Source organism: Nonomuraea sp. NPDC051191 (assembly GCF_044455665.1).
Taxonomy (GTDB): domain Bacteria; phylum Actinomycetota; class Actinomycetes; order Streptosporangiales; family Streptosporangiaceae; genus Nonomuraea.
Genome location: NZ_JBITEZ010000005.1, coordinates 634,083 through 652,396, shown reverse-complemented (window position 1 = coordinate 652,396; position 18,314 = coordinate 634,083). Strand labels below are relative to the sequence as shown.

The 18,314-nt window shown below is 69.1% G+C and carries 18 protein-coding genes and 1 pseudogene; 8 read left to right on the top strand and 11 right to left on the bottom strand.

All coding sequences use genetic code 11. From position 1 onward, the window contains the following. Nucleotides 1–761 (bottom strand): IS5 family transposase (locus tag ACIA8R_RS17950; RefSeq protein WP_397039236.1); only part of this gene is annotated, 761 nt, incomplete at its 3' end. Between the two features lie 167 nt (nucleotides 762–928). Beyond that, nucleotides 929–1,861, bottom strand: a complete 933-nt coding sequence (locus tag ACIA8R_RS17945; protein WP_397039234.1) for a LysR family transcriptional regulator — start codon at nucleotides 1,859–1,861, stop codon at nucleotides 929–931. Between the two features lie 115 nt (nucleotides 1,862–1,976). Here ACIA8R_RS17945 and ACIA8R_RS17940 point away from each other — a divergent pair, with 115 nt between their 5' ends. Beyond that, nucleotides 1,977–2,861 carry an SDR family oxidoreductase gene (locus ACIA8R_RS17940; RefSeq protein WP_364092418.1) on the top strand — a complete coding sequence of 295 codons (885 nt, stop codon included), beginning with the start codon at nucleotides 1,977–1,979 and terminating at the stop codon, nucleotides 2,859–2,861. 716 nt (nucleotides 2,862–3,577) lie between these two features. Here ACIA8R_RS17940 and ACIA8R_RS17935 read toward each other — a convergent pair. Both ACIA8R_RS17935 and ACIA8R_RS17930 read right to left on the bottom strand, forming a co-directional pair. Next, on the bottom strand, nucleotides 3,578–4,018 hold the full coding sequence (locus ACIA8R_RS17935) for a hypothetical protein (RefSeq protein ID WP_397039233.1): 441 nt from the start codon (nucleotides 4,016–4,018) through the stop codon (nucleotides 3,578–3,580). After that, nucleotides 4,015–4,308 (bottom strand): transposase, encoded by a 294-nt coding sequence (locus ACIA8R_RS17930; protein WP_397039231.1) that lies wholly within the window; start codon nucleotides 4,306–4,308, stop codon nucleotides 4,015–4,017. The genes ACIA8R_RS17935 and ACIA8R_RS17930 overlap by 4 nt, the downstream gene beginning before the upstream one ends. 285 nt (nucleotides 4,309–4,593) lie before the next feature. Here ACIA8R_RS17930 and ACIA8R_RS17925 point away from each other — a divergent pair, with 285 nt between their 5' ends. The 4 genes from ACIA8R_RS17925 to ACIA8R_RS17910 all read left to right on the top strand — a co-directional run bounded on the left by ACIA8R_RS17925 (nucleotide 4,594) and on the right by ACIA8R_RS17910 (nucleotide 10,156). Further along, the gene (locus tag ACIA8R_RS17925; RefSeq protein WP_397039230.1) at nucleotides 4,594–5,853 is read left to right on the top strand and encodes a carotenoid oxygenase family protein; all 1,260 of its coding nucleotides are present in this window, start codon (nucleotides 4,594–4,596) and stop codon (nucleotides 5,851–5,853) included. Between the two features lie 11 nt (nucleotides 5,854–5,864). Further along, complete coding sequence (locus tag ACIA8R_RS17920) at nucleotides 5,865–6,755, top strand: GntR family transcriptional regulator (protein ID WP_397039228.1); 891 nt, start codon at nucleotides 5,865–5,867, stop codon at nucleotides 6,753–6,755. Nucleotides 6,756–7,287: 532 nt separating this feature from the next. Next, nucleotides 7,288–7,581, top strand: a complete 294-nt coding sequence (locus tag ACIA8R_RS17915; protein WP_397039227.1) for a hypothetical protein — start codon at nucleotides 7,288–7,290, stop codon at nucleotides 7,579–7,581. A gap of 499 nt (nucleotides 7,582–8,080) precedes the next feature. After that, complete coding sequence (locus tag ACIA8R_RS17910) at nucleotides 8,081–10,156, top strand: catalase (RefSeq protein ID WP_397039225.1); 2,076 nt, start codon at nucleotides 8,081–8,083, stop codon at nucleotides 10,154–10,156. A 675-nt stretch (nucleotides 10,157–10,831) separates the two neighbouring features. On the opposite strand, the gene ACIA8R_RS17905 is transcribed toward ACIA8R_RS17910, so the two are convergent. The 5 genes and pseudogenes from ACIA8R_RS17905 to ACIA8R_RS17885 form a co-directional block, all read right to left on the bottom strand. Next, on the bottom strand, nucleotides 10,832–11,215 hold the full coding sequence (locus ACIA8R_RS17905) for a DEAD/DEAH box helicase family protein (protein ID WP_397039224.1): 384 nt from the start codon (nucleotides 11,213–11,215) through the stop codon (nucleotides 10,832–10,834). Nucleotides 11,216–11,320: 105 nt separating this feature from the next. Beyond that, on the bottom strand, nucleotides 11,321–11,692 hold the full coding sequence (locus ACIA8R_RS17900; RefSeq protein ID WP_397039222.1) for a type I restriction endonuclease: 372 nt from the start codon (nucleotides 11,690–11,692) through the stop codon (nucleotides 11,321–11,323). A gap of 206 nt (nucleotides 11,693–11,898) precedes the next feature. Beyond that, entirely contained in the window at nucleotides 11,899–12,432 is a 534-nt protein-coding gene (locus tag ACIA8R_RS17895; RefSeq protein ID WP_397039221.1) for a hypothetical protein, read from the bottom strand. Further along, nucleotides 12,429–13,202, bottom strand: a complete 774-nt coding sequence (locus ACIA8R_RS17890; RefSeq protein WP_397039219.1) for a MerR family transcriptional regulator — start codon at nucleotides 13,200–13,202, stop codon at nucleotides 12,429–12,431. The genes ACIA8R_RS17895 and ACIA8R_RS17890 overlap by 4 nt, the downstream gene beginning before the upstream one ends. Before the next feature lie 97 nt (nucleotides 13,203–13,299). Beyond that, nucleotides 13,300–13,470, bottom strand: a pseudogene (locus ACIA8R_RS17885) (recombinase family protein); the annotation flags it as partial. Nucleotides 13,471–13,839: 369 nt separating this feature from the next. Here ACIA8R_RS17885 and ACIA8R_RS17880 point away from each other — a divergent pair. Then, nucleotides 13,840–14,412 carry a hypothetical protein gene (locus ACIA8R_RS17880; protein WP_357710441.1) on the top strand — a complete coding sequence of 191 codons (573 nt, stop codon included), beginning with the start codon at nucleotides 13,840–13,842 and terminating at the stop codon, nucleotides 14,410–14,412. Nucleotides 14,413–14,550: 138 nt separating this feature from the next. On the opposite strand, the gene ACIA8R_RS17875 is transcribed toward ACIA8R_RS17880, so the two are convergent. Together ACIA8R_RS17875 and ACIA8R_RS17870 are read right to left on the bottom strand one after the other, a co-directional pair. Continuing rightward, nucleotides 14,551–14,691, bottom strand: coding sequence for a hypothetical protein (locus ACIA8R_RS17875; RefSeq protein ID WP_397039218.1), 141 nt, complete (start codon nucleotides 14,689–14,691; stop codon nucleotides 14,551–14,553). A 135-nt stretch (nucleotides 14,692–14,826) separates the two neighbouring features. Beyond that, the gene (locus tag ACIA8R_RS17870) at nucleotides 14,827–14,952 is read right to left on the bottom strand and encodes a hypothetical protein (RefSeq protein ID WP_364092437.1); all 126 of its coding nucleotides are present in this window, start codon (nucleotides 14,950–14,952) and stop codon (nucleotides 14,827–14,829) included. 49 nt (nucleotides 14,953–15,001) lie between these two features. Between ACIA8R_RS17870 and ACIA8R_RS17865 the strand changes: the two genes are divergently transcribed. After that, entirely contained in the window at nucleotides 15,002–15,166 is a 165-nt protein-coding gene (locus ACIA8R_RS17865) for a hypothetical protein (protein WP_364092439.1), read from the top strand. A gap of 330 nt (nucleotides 15,167–15,496) precedes the next feature. After that, complete coding sequence (locus ACIA8R_RS17860) at nucleotides 15,497–18,274, top strand: hypothetical protein (protein WP_397039216.1); 2,778 nt, start codon at nucleotides 15,497–15,499, stop codon at nucleotides 18,272–18,274. The last annotated feature ends 40 nt before the right edge of the window (nucleotides 18,275–18,314 follow it).

Genomic DNA, 18,314 nt, shown 5'->3' with positions numbered 1-18,314 from the left:
ACCCGTGATTCGGAGCTGGCCGGCAGGTGCTCGTAGTCGCGGACCAGACGGCGGTGGAACATCAAAATGCCGTAGGTCTGCTCGACGACCCATCTCCTGGGCTGGGGGACGAACCCCTTGCCAGCGGGGTTGCGCTCGACGATCTCCACATCGATGCCCCAGCCGGCGCCATGCGTGACGACGGCCTGCTTGAATCCCTGGTCGACCAGCGCCTTGGTCACCGTGCCCTCGGTGCCGGCGGCGACTCGGTCGAGCAGCGCGATCCCGGCGGTGTTCTCGTGGGCTGAGGCGGCCAGCATGACCACGGCGATGACCAGGCCCAGCACGTCCACCGCCAGGCCGCGTTTCCTGCCCGGCACGCGCTTGGCGGCGTCTTTCCCGGTGGTGGAGGCCGGGACCCCGGCCGCGACGCGGACGCTCTGGGTGTCCAGCACGACCAGGCTCGGGTCGGCTAATCGTTTCTTCTTCTCGCGCAGGTGCCAGCGCAGCAGGTCGTGGATGGTCTTGTCCGTGCCGTCGTCACGCCACTTGGAGAAGTAGTAGTACGTCGCGCTCTTGGGCGGCAGGTCATGCGGGAGATAGTCCCATTGCACGCCGGTCCGCCCCTGGTAGCGGATGGCGTTGACGATCTCGCGTAACTCGTAGCCGCCCTCGTGACCGCTGACGGATGGGTGCGCGGCCTTCCACGCCGTGAGCACCGGCTCGATCAACGCCCACTGCGCGTCGGATAAGTCGCTCGGGTACGGCATGCGCTCAGTCACTCAGCCATCACAGCACGACCGGACCCGCCAACGGCGGTAACGCTACAAATCCCTACGATCACACTGCGGCATCACGGGCATAGGCTCGCAAACTGCACTCTGAGGTTGTCAAGCGAACCTGGTGGTCAACGACATGATGGTCGTTAAGCGCGGCGGCGTGACGTACGTCATCCACCCGCCAGACCACCCGCTGCCTCCGACGACCACAGGGCTGCCCGCGAACTGGTGAGCAGCGCCCTGGCGGACTTGCGGAACGCCGCCACCAAGCGGTTGCGGTCGCTGGCCCGGGTCGCCAGCACGACATGACTCGGCTCGACGCCCTCCAGGGGGATCGAGATGAGGTCCGGGCGGAGGTTGACGAAGATCGGGCCGGCCGCGATGGCCACCGCCTCCCCGGCGGCGATCGGCTCGAACTTGTCCTCGATGCTGGCGATGAGCGGGCCGTCGGGGGCCGGGCGGCCGTCGGGCCTGGGATCGATTCGCCAGTACGCCTCCCAGACCGGGTCCGGGTCTGCCAGCCGGGGCAGCGGCTCGTCAGCGATGTCGGCCAGCGTCACGGACTCCCTGCCCGCCAGGCGGTGGTCGCGCGAGAGCAGCAGCATGCGCGGCTCGTCGTACAGGATCGTCACGTCGAGCCCGTCTGTCGCGAGCGGCAGACGGGTCACCACCGCGTCCACACGGTAGTCGAGCAGGGCGGGGCGCGGCTCGTTCCAGGCCACGTGCGAGGTGCGTACGTCGGCGTCCGGGTGCAGGCGGCGCAGCTCGCGCACGGCCGGCGTGACGATGAGGCCCGCCGTGTACCCGATCGTGATCCGGCTGGGCCGAGCGGCGGCGCGGGTCTGCGCCGCCGCCTGGGCGGCCGAGCGCAGCAGCGTCTTCGCGCGGGGCAGGAAGACCTCGCCCGCCTCGGTGAGCCGCGTGCCCTGCGGGGTACGGTCGAGCAGGCGGGCGCCCAGTTGCCGCTCGAGGCCGCGGATCTGCCGGCTCAGCGACGGCTGGGTGATGTGCAGGGCCTCGGCGGCGCGGCCGAAATGCCGGTGCTCGGCGACGGCCGTGAAGTAGCGCACGAGCCGCAGATCGAGGTCGGGCGAGTCGGGCATAACCCGCAGCCTACTGCGGTGATGCCTGAAACGTATTGCCTGATGAGGAACAGGCTTTGGACGCCGTGCGGCACCGGCTCCGACTATGGGAACACCGCTGAAGAAGGAGATCATCATGCGTGTTTTCGTCACCGGTGCCACGGGTTTCGTGGGTTCCGCCGTCGTTCGTGAGCTCATCGAGGCCGGGCACCAGGTGGCCGCTCTGGCCCGTACGGACGAGGCCGCCGCCGCGTTGAGGGCCGCGGGAGCCGAGCCCCACCCCGGCTCGCTCGACGACCTCGCCGGCCTGCGCGACGGGGCCGCCGCCGCGGACGGCGTCATCCACCTGGCCTTCGTGCACGACTTCGCGAACTTCGAGGCCGCCAACCAGACCGACCGGCGTGCCATCGCGGCGCTCGGCGAAGCGCTGGCGGGGTCCGGCCGGCCGTTCGTGATCACCTCGGGCACTGGCCTGCTCCCGCCCGGCCGCGTCGGCACCGAGGAGGACCAGCCGGGGACGCATTCGCCCCGGGGGGCCGCCGAGCAGGTGGCGCTGTCGTTCGTGGAGCGCGGGGTGCGGGTCTCGGTGCTGCGGCTGCCGCTGGTGCATGGGGAGGGCGACCCGGGATTCGTCGCGACCGCGATCGGCATCGCCCGTGCGAAGGGCATCTCCGCGTACGTGGGCGACGGCGACCACCGCTGGTCGAGCGTGCACCGGCTGGACGCCGCCCGCCTATACCGGCTGGCCCTGGAGGAGGCTCCCGCGGGCGCGCGGCTGCACGCCGTCGCCGAGGAGGGCGTGCCGGTACGCGACATCGCCGGCGTCATCGGGCGCCGGCTCGGCGTGCCGGTGACCGCGATCACCGCGCGAGAGGCGGGCGAGCACTTCGGCTGGCTGGCCTCCTTCGTCACGCTGGACATGCCGGCCTCCTCCGCCCTGACCCAGAAGCTGCTGGACTGGCGTCCCGGCCGACCCGGGCTCATCGCCGATCTGAACGCGGGACACTACTTCAAGGGCTGAGCCCACAGCTCCGCCAGTCCCTCGTCCCTGGTCCTGACCGGCTGGTAGGCACAAGCACACATCAATGCTCCCGCCGCCAGCCCTCGGGCGCTGTTACTTCTCAGCGACATCACCTTGCAGTGGAAACGATCGCTGTCGCAGCAGACCCGGAAACGCTGTCACATGTCACCGACAAAGCCAACTGGTGGACGACCACGCCGTCTTCGATCCACATGAGCAGGCTCATGTCGTCGGTCTTGGGGGGCATCGCCTGGTACGTGAGGCACAGGCGGATCGAGGCCTCGGGGTACGACTCTTCGGTCAGCGGCCACCTTCTCTTGCAGAGCGGGGACGGCCGCGGCCACCGGGAGTTGGTCATGCCCCGTCATCTGGGCTGATCGGGGGCGATGCCTCCTGAGGCGGGTATCTGCAGCAGCCCGCCGTCAAAGGCCAGATGGGACAGGACACCCAGCTGTATCGCCGCGTAGTCAGGATCAACCGCGGCGAGCGTGCGGGCGTCCGGCCGGACCGAGACCGGGTCCAGCCGAGGTACGGCCAGAACCGGCCATGAGTCGATCTTGAATCTGTGCGTGGGGCCGTCGTTGACCTGCCGTGCCGGCGAGCATCGTGGGTGAGAGGGGACCACTCGAGCCAAGGCAAGACGGCAGGTCATCCGCTATATCGAGGGGTTCTACAACCATCGGCGCCTGCATTCGGCGCTCGGCCCCTCACCGCCACTAACCTTCTCGTCGCGACTCACTGCCAGGATCTTGTCGCTCAACAGGATCGATGTAGGCGGTGACGAAGACGAAGCGGTGCAGCCATTCGTTCTTGAGCGCGGAGAAGAACGACTCGGCCATCGCGTTGTCGTAGCAGACGCCGGTGCGGCCGACCGAGCGGCGGATGCCCAGGCCGGTCAGGAAGCGGCCGAACTCGTCGCTGATGTAGTTCGAGCCGCGGTCGGTGTGGAACAGGGCACCGGGCTGGAGCAGGCCGGTGCCGGCGAAGATCTCGGCGACCGATGCGGCCAGCAGCGTCCGGCGTTGCGCGGTGGCCGAGGCCGGCCGCTCGCGCCATTCGTAGTAGCCCGATCGGGACAGGCCCAGCCAGGCACACATCCGCGCGATCGGGTGATGCGCCTTCTCCGCGTCGATGAGCTCGTACTCGGCGAGCGTCACCGAGACTCGGACGCGAAGAAGGCGGCCGCTTTTTTCAGGAAGATCAGCTTCTCCCGCAGTTCGGCGTTCTCCCGCTCCAACTCCCGGATCCGCGCCCGCTCTGGCCCGGAGAGCGGCTGCCGCTCATCCTGCGCGCTCGCGATCCGATGCCGGTTCACCCAGCTGCCCAGGGTGCTGGCGTTGATGTCGAACTCCCGCGCCACGGACGCGACCGTCCGATCGCCCTCCAGCACCATGCAGATGGCTTCTTCCTTGAACTCCGGCGAGAACTGCCTGCGACGCCTCGTCACGTACCTACCTCTTCCAGACTTCTGTCAGCTTATGTAGCCGACTGTCCGGAATCTGCTGGGCACCTCACGGAGAGTGAGGAACATCTTGGGACAACGCGAAGGGTGAAACCTGGGGGATCAGCGACACGGGCTCCGCTGGGATGTGCAAGCTGCCCCGCATTCTCTTCGGAACCGCGATGTCGTGAGGGCCCCTTTCAGGTGGACTCATCCTGTTGCACTAGTGCACAGGATGGCATTTCCTGCTGTTGCCGTGGGATCAGGCGTTCGCGTGCGTACGGTGTCCACATGAAGTATCTGGAAGGGCCTTTCGCGCCCCTTACGGAAGAAGTCACCGCCTACGACCTGCCTGTCACCGGGCGGATCCCGGCCGAGCTCAACGGCCGCTACCTGCGCAACGGGCCCAATCCTCTGGGCGTGGAAGACCCCGTTGTGCACATCTGGGGCATGGGGCAGGGCATGGTGCACGGGGTGCGGCTGCGTGACGGCCGGGCCGAGTGGTACCGCAACCGCTTCGTGCGTGTACCGGGCTTCGCGCCCATGGTGCACGTGATTGCGCACGCTCAGCGCACCTTCGCCTTGGCGGAGGGTGGCCTGCCGCCCGCCGAGTTGGACGAGGAGCTGAACACCGTGGGCGCGTGCGAGCTGGGTGGGACCGCGGAGGGGTTCACGGCGGGGGCGCACTCCAAGCACGACCCGCTCACCGGCGAGCTGCATTCGCTGTCGTACATGCCGGGCCGCGACTTCGTCCAGTACATCGTGACCGACCCCGGGGGAAGTGTCGTCCGAACTACCGCCATCCCCATGACGCGGACGCCGTTCATGCACGACTTCGCGCTCACCGAGGAGCACGTGGTGTTGTGGGACACGCCGCTGGGTTTCGACGGGTTCGAGTGCCGGTGGCTGCCTGGGCATCCGACGCGCGTGGGGGTCATGCCGCGGACCGGTGGTGACGTGCGCTGGCTGGACATCGACCCGATCCATGTCAGCCACACGCTCAACGCATACGACGACGGCGACTCGATCGTGGTCGACCTGGTCACGGCCGAAGGGCCGTTCGATCCCGCCGACCCCGGGGCGATCCGGCCCGTGCTGGACCGCTGGACGATCACGCCGGACAAGATCCACCAGCGGCGCGTCGACGACCGTCCGCAGGATTTCCCGCGCGTGAACGAGGCACGTGCCACCCGCCCGTACCGATATGGCTACTCGGCCGCGACAGCCCTGTACGGGATTCCGTTCGCGGCCCAGGGCGAGGCGCCGGACCACGCCTTCACCAACGCCCTGGTCAAGCACGACCTGAAACGAGGGACGACCGAGGTGCACGGGTTCGGCAGGGACGAGGCGGTCGGAGAGGCCGTGTTCGCCGCCGCGGGGCAAGGGGAGGACGAAGGGTACCTGCTCACATACGTGCACAATCCTCGCCGAAACGCCAGCGACCTGGTGATCCTCTCAGCCCAGGACTTCACCGGTGAGCCCGTCGCGCGCGTCCACCTTCCTGTCAGAGTGCCGCTCGGCCTGCACGGCAACTGGCTGCCCGACCGCTGAGACGTGGCAGCATGGCCGTCGTGAACGCTCCCCAACCGCCGTACCTCCGGATCGTCGCCGACATCGAGCGGCGCATCGCCGACGGAGAGTTGCAGCCCGGCGCTCCCGTTCCGACGACCAGAGCGATCATGCGCGAGTGGGGCGTGGCGATGGCGACGGCCACCAAGGCGCTGGCCGCGCTCAAACAGGCAGGCGCCATCGAGTCGGTGTCTCGGGTCGGCGCCGTGGTCGCTCCCCGGAGACTGCCCTCACGTTCCGCCGGGGGTCTCGAACGCGACCGTGTCGTCCGCGTGGCCATGGAGATCGCCGACGCCGACGGCCTGGCCGCACTGTCCATGCGGGCGGTGGCGGCCAAGCTCGGCGTCGCCACCATGGCCCTCTACCGGCACCTTGAGGCCAAGGCCGAGCTCACCCAGCTGATCGCCGACGCCGCGTTCGCCGAGATCGAATATCCGGGGCCGCCGCCGGGATGGCGTTCCCACCTGCGGGTGGCCGCTCAGCTGCAGTGGGCGGCCTACCAGCGCCATCCCTGGCTGCCACGGCTCGTGTCCATCACCCGGCCGGCCACACTGCCCGGGCAACTCGCGTACGGGGTATGGACCCTGCGCGCGCTCGACGGCCTCGACCTGGACCCGATCACCCGCATGCACGTCTACGGCACGATCGTGAACTACGTCCGGGGGACGGCGATCAACATCGAGAGCGAGGCCATCGCCGAACTGGACACGGGGATGACCAGCAAGCAGTGGGGCAAGGCAAAACTGTCCGTCGACGGGCCGCTGATCGCGCAGGTCGCGGAGCCGGGCGCGGAGCTCGACCTGGAATCACTGTTCACCTTCGGCCTCGAACGCCTGCTGGACGGCCTGGCCACCGTGATCGCCCCCCGGAAGATCCGCCAGTAACCGGGCCTTCACAGAGTCGGCACGTCGATTGGACGCCGGAGCGGCCCAGTGGCACCGCGGTCTCGACCGCGTCCCTCACTGCGCGCAGCGTGGAAGGCCGGCGCACCAGAATGACGGCGAGTTCTGCGGTGAAGAGGCCCTGGACGGATCGTCCAAGAGTTACGGGATAACATCCGTTATCTGGCAAGGTGACGATCACCGGGGTAGCGCGAGCTGGGCGGCCGCCGTCCGGCGCGCGGGCTTCGTTTCCCGGTTATCTGGCAACCCGGCGGAGGATGGAGGTCGGTACAGTGGATCCGGTCATCGCCGAGCAGCTCGGCCGCGCCCACCCGCTCGCCCGCCATCTCGGCGACTTCCTCACCGACCTGGCCAACGCCGGGAAGTCGGCGCACACCCGGCGGGCCTACCGCGGCGACCTGATCGCCTTCGCCGCCGCCTCAACAGCGACTGCATCGAGCTGCTGCGCCACCTGCACGACCACCACGACACCCGCTTCGCGCTGCTGTACGTCGGCGGCGACGGCTGCTGGGAGGTGCTCTCGCGCGAGCCGATGCTGCGCTCGCGCGTCTTTCGCCGCCTGCCGTTCAAGGCACTGCCCGCCGCCCAGGTCTCCGAGCTGATGCGCGGCTACCACCCGATCTACGCCGACGCCGACGAGCAACTGCTGCTCGACATCAACGACTTCTACGCCCACGGCACCCTGCGCGACTGGGCGGCCTTCACCCACACCGCAGCCGAGCTGTGCCGCCAGGCCGGCCGCGACCACCTGGACGAGGCGGTGCTGGCCAACGCCTACACCCTGCTCGGCGGCGGCCTGGATGACTGACCGCCGCCTGTGGCCCCACCCGCAGCCCGTCATCGTCGACGATCAGCATTACCTCCGCGCCACCCAGCGCTACCTGTACCGCCTCGGCGCGCTCCAGCGAACCGACACACCCTGCCCGCGCCTGCTCGTCCGTCCCACGCCAGGCGCCGGCGATGAGCTCACCCTGGGCCTGGACCTGCTGGCCGCGCTCGGCAAGAACCCCGAAGGGCTGCGCCGCGACACGATCGGCGGCGCCGGATGGGAGCTGGCCCGCGCCTGGCACCGGTCAGTGATGCGAGCGACTACCCCCGCCCCGCCGGTGCCGTCACAAGCGCCCGCTCTGAGATGCGGTCGGATCCACCGCGGAAGACGTCGCTGGGTCGTGGCTCGCCCGAGCGTCAGGGGCCCGATGACGCCGCATCCGTTCGGCGCGGCACCATCGGGATGGCGGTCGCTGGCAGATGGTCGGCGACCCGGCGCACCGGGGTTGGCGGCCGGACACGTGAGGGTAAGAAGAGCCATGGCCCCCCGGTTCGAGCCATCGTCCAACACGGGGGACCCTGTGACCGACAACAGCCAGAAACAGCAGCAACTCGATCAGTACCGGGTGGATTCCACCAACACGCGCTACACCACCGACCAGGGCGTGCGCATCGACGACACCGACAACTCGTTGTCGATCGGTGAGCGTGGCCCGACGATCCTGGAGGACTTGCACCTGCGGGAGAAGGTGACGCGCTTCGACCACGAGCGCATCCCGGAGCGGGTGGTGCACGCGCGCGGCTCGGGCGCGCACGGGGTGTTCCAGGTGTATGAGTCGCTGGCTGAGTACACCTGCGCCGACTTCCTGTGCGACCCGGAGCTGCTCACCCCGGTGTTCGTGCGTTTCTCCACGGTGGCAGGCTCGCGCGGTTCGGCCGACACGGTGCGGGACGTTCGCGGCTTCGCGACCAAGTTCTTCACCCGTCAGGGCAATTACGACCTGGTGGGTAACAACTTTCCCGTGTTCTTCGTGCAGGATGCGATCAAGTTTGCCGATTTCGTGCACTCGGTCAAGCCGGAGCCGCACAACGAGATCCCGCAGGCGCAGTCGGCGCACGACACGTTGTGGGACTTCGTGCAGTTGCAGCCGGAGACGATGCACACGGTCATGTGGTTGATGTCGGATCGGGCGATCCCGCGCAGCTTCCGCATGATGCAGGGGTTCGGCGTGCACACCTTCCGCCTGGTCAACGCCGCAGGGCGGGGCACGTTCGTGAAGTTCCACTGGCGGCCCGCGCTCGGCACGCACTCGCTGGTGTGGGACGAGGTTCTGCGCATCCAGGGCAACGACCCCGACTTCAACCGGCGCGATCTGTGGGATGCGATCGAGGCCGGCCAGTATCCGGAGTGGGAACTGGGCCTACAACTGGTGCCGGAGGAGGACGAGCACAAGTTCGACTTCGACCTGCTCGACCCCACGAAGATCATCCCGGAGGAGGAGGTGCCGCTGCGGATGGTCGGCAAGATGACCCTCAACCGCAATCCGGACAACTTCTTCGCCGAGACCGAGCAGATCGCCTTCTGCACCGCCAACGTGGTGCCGGGCATCGACTTCACCAACGACCCGCTGCTGCAGGGCCGCAACTTCTCCTATCTCGACACCCAGCTGCTGCGCCTGGGGGGCCCGAACTTCCAGCAGATCCCGATCAACCGCCCGCTCGCCCCCGTCCACAACGACAACCGCGACGGCTTCCACCAGCACATGATCCACACCAGCCACACGAACTACTCCAAGAACTCCATCAGCGGCGGCTGCCCGGCCACCGGAGTGCTCAGCGGTGACATGACGGGCGTGTTCCGGCATTACACCGAGCGGGTCGAGGGTGAGAAGATCCGCAGGCGCAGCCCCAGCTTCGCCGACCACTACAGCCAGGCCACCCTGTTCTGGAACAGCATGTCGGACTGGGAGCAGCATCACATCATCAAGGCGTTCCTGTTCGAGCTGGGCCACGTACAACGCCGATACATCAAGGAGCAGGTGGTCGAACGGCTGGCCAACGTGGACACCGGGCTGGCCGGGCATGTGGCCGCCGGGCTCGGCCTGCCCGCCCCGGCTCCGAAGGGCAGCAACCACGGCAAGTCATCCCCGGCGCTCAGCCAGGCCGGCCAGCCCTCCAGCCTGGCCACCCGCAAGATCGCGATCTTGGTGAGCGACCAGACCGACGCCGGGGCACTGTATCCGGTGATGCAGGAGCTGGAGAGCGGCAAGGCGGTCTGCGATGTGATCGCGCCGCACGAGGGGACGGCCGGATCGCTGACCGTGGACAAGCAGGTCAGCGCCGCCTCCTCGGTGCTGTACGACGCGGTGCTGTGCACCGGCGGCGAGGAGCTGACCGGCAACGGGCACGCCGTGCAGTTCGTCCGCGAGGCATTCAGGCACGGCAAAGCCATCGGCGCGCTGCCGGACGGCGAACCGCTGCTACAGGCCGCCGCCCTGCCCGGCCGCCAGGGCGTCGTCGACTCCGCGGCGGCGGACGACTTCACCGGGCAGTTCATCGCCGCCATCCTGCAACACCGCCACTACGACCGGAACGTGGCCGCCTTTCCCGCCTGAGACCCTCGCTTCCTGCGGGCGGCATCAGCCGGCCCTGCCCATGCCTGCCCGGTTCTATGGTGCTCGACTGGCGCGAGCACCATACCGGGCCCGCTCACACGCTGGAACCACCTCATCTTCGCCGTCGGAGAGCACCCCGTAGACGCCAGCCAACGAGGGATGCCGGCGCAGCCTTGCCTGTACTCCCGAGATCGGCAAGCCTCGGAAGCAGGCTCCCGGATGTGACCTCCGAGACTGCGCGCCCGGACCCTCACAGGAGCCCGGCCCTGCTCCCTGGATGACGAAGCGCCCTCCGGCGCCCGCCCCGCCCGGCAGCAACCCGCCTACGACGCGGTGCTCGGCAGGCAGGCCACTGTCGGCCGAGCCCTGGCGCACCCTACCGCTCCGGAGGGCGCATGTACCTGTCCTGGCTGGCCGATCACGCCACCGCCTATGACGCCGATGCCCTCGCCCAGCGGCACGCGCGGGACTGGGGGTGCGCGACTTTCGCAAGTGGCTGCTGCGCGAGGGGGCCGGCCCAGCGCAGCCCCGTCTACGTCAACTCCGTCCTGGCCGCGCTGAACGACTTCCACATCCGCCGGGGCCTGGGCAAGGCCGACGTCGCCCGCGAAGACCTGCCCATGAGCGCGCTGCGAGGAGGTGCCTCGTCGGCGATGACGGCGAACCGCTTGCCCTTCAGACTGGAGTCGCCCCGGCCTTGCGCACGTCCTCGGGGCTGATCGTCGCGACGATCTTCCCGCTGCCGTCGATCTGCCGGATCGCGTCCTGAAGCTGCCCGTCCAGCACCGTGCGGTCGACCACCACGATGACCGAGTCGAAGACCTTCTCATCATCGACATGAAGCCGGGCCAGACGATGCGCTGTCCAGGCGATCGTGTTCGTCATTCCTGATCCCGAGGAGTGCTCGATCAGGTAGCGCTGGCCGACACCCTCCTCCGCGACGGCGGCCACGATGTTCGTGACCGCCTCCCACTGGTGGAACCGTAGGAACAGCAGGCTGGTACGGCGCACCGACGTGCCGGTCGAGACGTCCCATTCCTCCTTGGTCTCCACGATCATCAGCCGGCCGATGATGTCGAGCCAGGCGTGCTTCTCCCAGACCCGCTCCCACAGGTACCTCGTCGCCGACCTCCCGTCGGCCCCAGACGGGTTCCCGGCACCTTCCTAGAAACCGGTGTTGAACGGCAGGAAGTGCGTCTTCTCACCCTCCAGCCGAGTGGTCATCGCAGCCAGATCGTTGGAGACCGCGAAGTGAACCAGCGCCCGGTGCCCAAACGACAGCAGCGGCTCGCGCCGACCGTTGGTCAGCGGGTTGCGCTTCTTGCGGTACTGCTGGATCGCCTCGTCCAGTAACTGGGTGAAGTCGGTCTTCAGCTCCACCGTTGCAACGGGGAGCCCGTTGACGAAGAACACCAGCTCGATGGTGCGCTGGTCGGCGGTCGAGAAGTGCACCTGCCGCATCACGCGGACCCGCATCGCGGCGTAGTCGGCGTTCGTCGTCGCGTTCAGCGTCGTCTCGGGTCGGAACCGCGCCATCTACAACCGGCCACCGCCGATGTACTGCAACCCGTACGCAAGATGCTCAGCATCCCCCCGCCGCGTTCCAGCGGTTTGTCGAGCGCTACGGTAAGTACGTCGAGGAATTTCGCCTGCGCCCCCGACCGGACAGTGGACCTGTCCATACTGATGATGCCGTCCGACCGGGAGTAGATGATCCGTGGCGACGCCCGCACTATGGCGGCTCACCCGCTCTCGGTGACGGCGGCGGGTGCCACCGGCTGCCTGAGCATCGTCTTGGGCTCGGGATCGGTGAAGTCGGTCAGATAGATCTCGTGGTGCAGGCCGTTGGGCACCAGGCCGTGCTCGGCCATGAATGCCTCCATCACGTCGAGTGACGCCTTCTCTTCGCTGTAGGGCCCCTCGTGGAGCAGTTCCACGCACTCGCCCTCGGTGAAGGTGACCAGTTGGACGCGGTCGACAGCGGCTCCGGACGCGCGGGCCTGCTCGCGCGCGGCCTCGACCACTCCCGGTTCGGGTACGTCGGGCAGTGGCAGCAGCAGGTGCCATCGCCACTGGTCGCGCGGCACTTCCAGCGGCGGCAGGCTGGTGTCCTCCACCCACCAGCGGCCTTCCAGGGGGCCGGCCGGGCAGCCCATGAAGGAGGCCACGGCGTACAGGGCGCCGATGGCCGAGACGTGCTCGGCGCCGCCGGGCTCGCCCATGCCGGTGACGTTGAGACAGATGACGGGGTCGCAGTGGACCAGCCGCGGTGTCATAGCTCCTCCAAAGGGATCATCAGGTGGGTGATCAGCCGATCGGGCGGGGTGGTTGCCGGGTCCGACACGTACACCTCGCGGATCGGACCGCGAACGGGACAGCGCCGCTCGGCGCACCAGGACAGCAACGCATGCGCGGTCAGCCCGATTTGGCCATACGGGCCGACGTGAGTTGCGCTGGCGAACCGGCCGCCGGGCAGAACGTCGAGCTCGGCTCCCGCTACCGGCTCCTCGCTGACCAGAGCGGCGGAGACGGCGACGGGCTCGCCGAGGTCGAGTGGGAACAGGCCGATGAGCTCGGGAGCTGCGGCCGGCGACGTCGCCCGCAACCTGGCGATGGCGGCCGAGGTGGCCCGGCCGACGTCTGACGGGTCCGCCGCCGTTACTACGGCCACCGCCACGCGCCGCGCTGGTTCTGTGACCACCGCGACAGGAGTGGACGGCAGTCCCTCTGTCATGACGCGCTCCAGCACGGCCAGCGTCGATCGGCGCTTGGCCAGCTCGGCTTCCAGCCGCTCGTGCACTCCTTGCAGGACACCTGGCGTATCGGAAAGCACCTGCGCGATGACGGCGAGCGGGACGTCGAGCGAGCGCAGCAGCCCGATCGACAGCGCATCGCGCGCCTGCTTGTGCCGGTAGTAGCGGTACCCGGTGTGCTCGTCCACGTACGCGGGCACCAGCAGTCCGAGCTCGGCGTAGTGCCGCAGCTGCTTGATGCTCAGCCGGCCGAGCCTGGCGAACTGTCCGATCGGCAACAGCTCCTCGTCCATGCCCCCAGCATGGTGTCTCCCCATGTGGGAGAGTCCAGCCGTGGGCTCTGGCGGCGGCCAGGCCGTCGCGGGTGCCGGCGACGATGAGTTCGCGGATGAACTCGGCCAGGGCGGCGAAGACGTGGAAGATGAGCCGGCCGCCGGGGGTGGGGGTGTCGAGGTTCTCGTGCAGCGAGGTGAAGCCGATCTCGCGGCGGCGCAGCTCGCCGACCATGGTGATGAGGTCGGCCAGAGAGCGGCCGTGGCGGTCGAGGCTCGGGACGACCAGGGTGTCGCCTTCGGTCAGGAACGCGTGGCAGGCCGCCAGCTCGGGGCCGCTCGGCGCTCTTGCCGGACTTCTTGTCGGCGAACACGCGCCGGCATAGTTCGGCCACCGACACCTCGGGCCGGAACTGGCGATGGCGGGCTGTCCGATCCTCCCCGAAGGCCTGTACGTCTAGGCCATGCTGTCGGCCGTCGCCAGGTACCGGCTGCTGTTCGGGCGCAGGCCTGCGCTCGCGCCCTCCTGGGAAACCCCAGGTCTCCTCGCTCACGCCACCTCCGCTCACTGGCTTCCAAGTGGATCACAAGACTCCGTCGGCAGCCTGTGGGTGCAAGCGACGAGAAGACGAACTCTTCAGAAGGCGAGGAAGAAGAGTTGATCATCAGAAAGCTCCTTCTCCCCATGCTGACGGCCGCCGCTCTGGTGTCCTCCGCGACCATCTCCCACGCGAGCGTGGCGGACCGCCTGACGCCCACCCCTCAGAACCCATGTCCTTCCGGCAGCCTGTCGGCGTCGATCGCGTCAGGGCCGATGGAGATCTCCAGCAGCGACGCGGCCCCCACGCTCAACATCCGCCTCATGTGTTACAACTGGACGACCAAGAAGCTGGCCCCCATCGAGGCCGGCCAGGAGATCAACGTCGAGGTCCTGGGCGTGTGGGCCACGTCGGAGGCTGCACTGTGGGACGAAACCCTGCGCAACGAGAACACCTCGTGGCCGTACAACAGTGACACGGCGAAGCCGTCGTACAAGAACTTCACGAAGGCGTACGGCCAGTACACCATGCCCGACGAGGGCTGGAACAAGCTCAAGAACGTCGGCAAACCCGACACCTGGGGAGTGCTCTACTGGCAGACCTGGGTCTGCCACCGTAACCCGGGCGACCCCGAACCGAGCGGGTGCATCCTCTACAAGCAGCCTGAACTGCTGTTCATCGACCACACCTGAGGCCCCGCTCCGACCCGACACCGGCGTTGATCAGGCGGTGATTCGCCCGGTCCACGCCGGCTGATCCCGATACACCCCGGGTAACCGGACGAGCCTGCCCTCCGGGCCGCGAGCGCGGCCCGGAGCCGGCGGGCTCGATCAGCCGATCGGCGGCGCGAGGTACTCCAGCGCGCAACCGCCGCCGGACGGGGGCACTCGCTCAAGTCCGGTGAACGCCTCCGCACCGTCCGGCGTGATCAGGCCGCTCACGTCGTCTTCGTGGTTGTGGGTGATGGCCACGTCGGTGACCTGCGCGTGCTCTCGGGCCTCAGGCCGTCGATGCGATGGCGCGAACTCGCGTCCAGGCTGGATCCGTTGGACCTTCCGCCATGGCTACCGGGCGGCGCCTGCATCGACCAGGCACTCCCGCGTATCTCAGCGGATCGCGTCGATCGTCGTCTCCGGCGAGGTGTTGAAACAGAACCGGATCCCCGGCGCCGCGGTGGCCAGCACGTTGGTCAGCCGTTCGAAGAGCAGGGTGTGCTCGGGAATCGTCCGCACGCCGGCTCCGATCATCGTCACGCCGAAGGGGGGCCGGACTCTACCCGACGTGCTGATCTGCGACGAGGTCACCTCGGCCCTGGACGACGGCACCGCCCGCGCGGTCATGAACGTCCTGACCGGGCTGCGGGAAACGCGGGGCACGGCCGTGATCTTCGCCTCTCACGATCTCCGGCTCGTCCAGGGGTACGCCGACAGTGTGGTCACGGTCTAGCCGGGACATTGCCGCGAGAGGGAAAGCGTTTCCGGTCCGGGGTGGACACGCCTTGGAGCCGCCGAGCAGGCCGGCCAAGTGCTGCCAGACCGAGCCCGAAACTGATGCGGCTTCTGGGGCGGGTCACTCCGGGGGAACTCGCGCTGGTGCTGCGCGTCCCGGGTGTCGGCGCACTTGAGCAGAGCCTGGATGCCGCCGGCGTCCAGGAGCCTCAGCCCGCTCAGGTGGAACCACCGTCGCAGGGGTGGCGGCCAGGTTGTGGCCGCCACCGGAACAGGATGAGTACGGGTTACTCATGACGGCACGAGCGCGGGCGCAGACACTCGGCCCATGCTTATCCGCCGCGTGATCGTGCCGCTCGTCTTATTCGTCGTCGCCGCCCTGCTCGGCGCCCCCGCGGGGCACGCCGACGGCGCAGCAGTGCACGGTGAGTGCGAGTTCCTCGGGACCTCGCCCCTGTCGCTCGCGGAGGGCGAGCGGCCCCGTGCCCGTATCACCTTCCTCAACGACAGTCAGGAGAGCGGCTGGTTCACCGCCACGGTGGAGGCCGGGTTCCACTACTGGCACGCCACGCCGTTCTACCGGCAGTTGTTATCCGCCGAGACGGGGCTGGTGCAGGGGGAGTTCGACCTGCCGCCGGCGTACGCGGAGGGCCTCGGTGACGCGAGCGGCCTGCGGATCGACATCACCTCGACGCTGTCGGGCGACACGACGATCGGCACCTGCTCCACCACCCTGAAGGTGCACACCGGCCGTGACACCGACCAGGACGGGCTGCTGGACGACTGGGAGATCAACGGCATCGACTACGACCAGGACGGCACGGTCGATCTCGCGCTGAACCAGCCCCCGTACAGCGCCGACCCGAACAAGAAGGACATCTTCGTCGAGCTGGACGCGATGTTCTGCCTGGCGTCGTACTGCCAGCGCTCCAGGGAGTTCGACCCGAACGCCATCAGCCAGGTGGTGACCGCCTTCGCGGCGCACGGCATCACCCTGCACGTCCATACCGGGGAGCGGGCCGGCGAGGCGGAGCGGATCACGTTCGACACCAAGAGCCCCGGTAGCTGGGACGACTTCGACGATGTCAAGTTCGGCGACTCCGCCATCGCCTGCGACGGGAACTTCGGCGACGTGCTCGACCGGATCTCACGCAACTGCGAGAACATCCTGGGCGCCAAGCGGCTGGCGTTCCGCTACGCCGTGTCGGTGCACGGGCTGACCGGCCTCGGCACCACATCGGGCCAGGCCGAGGCGGGCGACGACACCCAGCAGCACGTCGACCTGGCCCACCTGGCCCGCGTCGCCCTGCCGGGCGGCAACGACTTCGTCATCTCGCTCGGCGCGTGGGACAACACGCGGATCACCGCCAACGGCGGCCAGACCGCGGCGGAGGCGGGCACGTTCATGCACGAGCTCGGCCACACGCTCGGGCTGCAGCACGGCGGCCTGGACAGCGTCAACTGCAAGCCGAACTACCTGAGCGTCATGAACTACTCCTACCAGTTCCCCACGGCGTCCACCGCGTCCCGCCCCCTGGACTACCAGCCCCAGGAGCGCACCCCCATGAACGAGGACCAGGGTCTCGACGAGGTGGGCGACGCCCTGCCGGGAGCGGGTAGCGCGACGGTCGTGTACGGGACGGTGGTGGCCGGGAAACCCGGAGTCGCGCTGACCACGCCGGCCAACAAGCCGGTCGACTGGAATGGCGACGGCACCCGCGCGACGAGCCAGTCCGGGGACGTCAACCACATCATCATGGGCCCCGACACCACGTCCTGCCCCGTCTCCCCCAAGCAGACCCTCACCTCCTGGAACGACTGGGACCACCTGAACCTCAACTTCCGCGAGAGCCCCTGGTTCGAGGACGGCGCGCACAAGGGCGTGCTCGGCCTGGGCAGCGCCGAGATCACCGCCGAGGCCGCCGCGAGTCTCAACCCGCCGATCGACCTCACCGCCGCCAAGACCGTGGACAGGCAGGACGCCTCCCCCGGCGACCGGCTCACCTACACCGTGGCCGTGGGCAACAAGGGACCCGCCACGGCCACGGCGGTGAAGATCGACGACACGATGCCCGGCGGCGACGTCGTCCACCGCACGACGTCCGACGTGCCGGCGGGCGGCTCCGCACGGGAGACGTTCACCTACGACATCCCCTGTGCGACCACGGACGGGACGGTCCTGACGAACAAGGCGGCCGTGTCGGGGACCAATGAGCGCGGATACGCCGAGACCGGCACCCTGTCCGACAACACCGCCGAGGTGTCCACCACGGTGCACCGGTCGGTGATCGGCGTGGCGGCCACCGCGCCCGCCACCCTCAACGCCGGCGAGGCCGCCGCCTACACCCTGACCTACCGCAACACCGGCGGGGCCGCGGCCTCCGGCGCCACGCTCACCGCCACGCTGCCCGCCGGCCTCTACTACAGCGCCGCGCTCGACCAGGGCGCCGGGCCCCGCCCCGGCTCCGTGAGCAGGAACACCGACGGCACCACCACGCTGCGCTGGTCCATCGGCACGCTGCCCGCCGGCACGGGGACCGGCACGATCGCCTTCACCGCGCGGCCGAGCCTGCTGCTCCTGGACGCGGCGACGGTCACCGTGCCGGTCTCGCTGAGCGCCGACGGCTCCGGCCCGTGCCCCACCAGCCCCGCCGCCGCGACGGCGGAAACGCGGATCACGACCGTCTCCCCCAGCCGCGACCCGGGGCTGGTCACGTTCTGGGCGCTGCGGCCCGACCTGCGCACCGCCGAGGCGCTCGCCCGCGTCCAGGCCACCGACGACCGCTTCGACGGCGCCGACGGCTCGGCCGCGAACGGCGCGCTCTCCCTGCGGGAGTCCACCGCCGTCCTCACCCTGCCGCTGACGCAGCCGCGCACACTGCGGGCCGAACTGCTGGCCACCACGCTCAACCTGGCCGGCCGCCGGATCAACGCCGGCACCGCCGTGGACGGCCTCACCGCGCGGGCCCTGGGGGTGCGGACGGTGGGCGAGGCCGTCCGCCACGCCCAGGCCACCCTCGCGCAGCCGCCCGCGCTGGACAACCTCGTCCGCTACACGAAGGCGACCCAGGTGCTCGCCGAGATCAACTCGGGTCTGGCGAGCTAGCCATGTGCTTCCGAGGTGGCCGCCCCCGGTGGCCACCTCG

What these genes read in the sequence shown, in the direction of transcription:
- ACIA8R_RS17910 (WP_397039225.1), top strand. Translation starts at nt 8,081, where the DNA reads ATGGCCCCCCGGTTCGAGCCATCGTCCAACACGGGGGACCCTGTGACC.
- ACIA8R_RS17900 (WP_397039222.1), bottom strand. Translation starts at nt 11,692, where the DNA reads ATGGCGCGGTTCCGACCCGAGACGACGCTGAACGCGACGACGAACGCC.
- ACIA8R_RS17895 (WP_397039221.1), bottom strand. Translation starts at nt 12,432, where the DNA reads ATGACACCGCGGCTGGTCCACTGCGACCCCGTCATCTGTCTCAACGTC.
- ACIA8R_RS17945 (WP_397039234.1), bottom strand. Translation starts at nt 1,861, where the DNA reads ATGCCCGACTCGCCCGACCTCGATCTGCGGCTCGTGCGCTACTTCACG.
- ACIA8R_RS17940 (WP_364092418.1), top strand. Translation starts at nt 1,977, where the DNA reads ATGCGTGTTTTCGTCACCGGTGCCACGGGTTTCGTGGGTTCCGCCGTC.
- ACIA8R_RS17925 (WP_397039230.1), top strand. Translation starts at nt 4,594, where the DNA reads ATGAAGTATCTGGAAGGGCCTTTCGCGCCCCTTACGGAAGAAGTCACC.
- ACIA8R_RS17890 (WP_397039219.1), bottom strand. Translation starts at nt 13,202, where the DNA reads ATGGACGAGGAGCTGTTGCCGATCGGACAGTTCGCCAGGCTCGGCCGG.
- ACIA8R_RS17860 (WP_397039216.1), top strand. Translation starts at nt 15,497, where the DNA reads ATGCTTATCCGCCGCGTGATCGTGCCGCTCGTCTTATTCGTCGTCGCC.
- ACIA8R_RS17905 (WP_397039224.1), bottom strand. Translation starts at nt 11,215, where the DNA reads ATGATCGTGGAGACCAAGGAGGAATGGGACGTCTCGACCGGCACGTCG.
- ACIA8R_RS17920 (WP_397039228.1), top strand. Translation starts at nt 5,865, where the DNA reads ATGGCCGTCGTGAACGCTCCCCAACCGCCGTACCTCCGGATCGTCGCC.